Genomic DNA, 1,671 nt, shown 5'->3' with positions numbered 1-1,671 from the left:
CGCGGTGAACAGCAGGATCTCCGTCTCGGGCGACCAGCGGGCGGGGTCCCCCTCGACGAGGAGGCGCCGGATCTCCTCGGCGCCGGGCGCGCCGCCGGGCTCGCGCGTCAGCACCGGGTCGCGCCCCCGCGCGCGCATGTGATCGGCGAGCCTGCGCGCCTGCGTGGACTTGCCCGACCCGTCGATCCCCTCGAGGCTGATGAAGAGCCCCGCGCCCCGCCTCATCCGTCGGCCGCCGGGGCGGCCTCGGCCGGTTCCCCGCGGCCGAGCGTCCGGTCCATGAGCACCGATGTTGCCGTGCGCAGCCGCACCATCAGCCCGCCGCGCGCGACGGCTTCGGTCGCGACGACCGGCACCACGCGCGTTTCCTCCCGCACGCCCTGGCGGATGGTCATCTCGCCCACCACGTCGCCCGCCGCGATGGGCGCGGGCAGGGGGCTCGCGAAGGTGATCTCGGCGGTGATCTCGGGGTCGAGAAGCGCCGGGACCAGCATCTCCACGCTCTCGGCGGGGGCGAGGCCCACGGTCTCGGCCGTGCCCATGAAGACGGGTGCGCGCGCCACCTCGACGCCGCTTTCCACCACCTCCTGCATGACGAACTGGCGGAAGGCCCAGTTGAGGATGCGCTCGCTCTCCCGTGCGCGGGCCTCGGCCGACGGCAGGCCCGAGATCACGAAGGTCACGCGACGGTCGCCCTGCACGGCCGATCCGACGAGGCCGTATCCCGCCTCCTGCGTGTGCCCGGTCTTCAGCCCGTCCGCGCCGATCCCCATGCCGAGGATCGGGTTGCGGTTGAAGCGGTTGGCGGGCGCGCGGTTCTGGTAGTCGAATTCGGTCTCGTCGAAGTAGTCGTAGAATTCCGGGAACTCGGTGATGATCCGCTCGGCGAGGATGCCGAGGTCGTGCATCGACATGACGTGCCCGTCCTCGGGCCAGCCGCTCGCGTTCAGGATCGTGGTCTCGTCCATGCCGAGCTGGCGCGCGCGCTCGGTGGCGATGCGGCCGAAGCCCGCCTCGGTCCCGTCCGGGCTGAGCGCCTCGCCGAGGACGACGGAGGCGTCGTTGCCCGAGACGACGATGACGCCGCGGATCAACTCCTCGACGGTCGGGCGGTCGGTCGTGTTGAGGAACATCGTCGAGCCGCCGAAGCTCATCGCGTGCTCGCTCACCGGAAGCCGCGTCTCGAGCGTCAGCCGCCCGCTTTCCAGCGCCTCGAAGGTCATCAGGAGCGTCATGAGCTTCGACATCGAGGCGGGCGGCAGCGGCACCTCGGCGTTGTGCGACAGCAGGACCTGCCCGGTGTTGTGATCGACCACCCAGGCCGATCCCGCCTGGGTCTCGAAGGCGGTCGCGGGGGCGGAGAGGCCCAGCGCCGCCGCGAGCGCGAGGCCCGCGGCGCGTCTGAGGACGTCGTTAGGTCTGGCCATGGGAGGAAGCGCGCGCTCCTAGCGGGTCACGAAATAGGCATCCCCGAAGCCGAGCCCGCGCACCGTCTCGAGGACGGCCGCGCGATCCTCCGCCGTGGGGGCCGGGCCCACCACGACGCGCCAGAACCGGCGGCCGTTGCTGGTCTGGTCGTGGATGGTGGGCACAAGTCCGGCGTTGCGCAAGGCCTGCCCGGCGGTGTCGGCGTTCTCCTGCGCGGAGAAGAGGCCGATCTGGACGAAGGGC

Annotated in this window: 3 protein-coding genes; all 3 read right to left on the bottom strand. The window is 72.1% G+C overall.

Translation table 11 applies throughout. The features are described 5' to 3' along the window. A partial coding sequence (locus ACTS11_RS14950) for a dTMP kinase (protein ID WP_442641099.1) occupies positions 1-225 on the bottom strand: 225 nt, incomplete at its 3' end. Continuing rightward, positions 222-1,427: a D-alanyl-D-alanine carboxypeptidase family protein gene (locus ACTS11_RS14945; protein WP_442641098.1), complete on the bottom strand. Its 1,206-nt coding sequence runs from the start codon at positions 1,425-1,427 to the stop codon at positions 222-224. The genes ACTS11_RS14950 and ACTS11_RS14945, both read right to left, overlap by 4 nt. An 18-nt stretch (positions 1,428-1,445) precedes the next feature. Next, on the bottom strand, positions 1,446-1,671 hold a 226-nt coding region (locus ACTS11_RS14940), incomplete at its 5' end, for an SPOR domain-containing protein (RefSeq protein ID WP_442641097.1).

It is taken from the genome of Roseicyclus sp., assembly GCF_052168335.1.
Taxonomy (GTDB): Bacteria; Pseudomonadota; Alphaproteobacteria; order Rhodobacterales; family Rhodobacteraceae; genus Roseibacterium.
The sequence above is the reverse complement of the archived record's forward strand: the minus strand, read 5'-3'. Positions and strand labels throughout refer to the sequence as shown.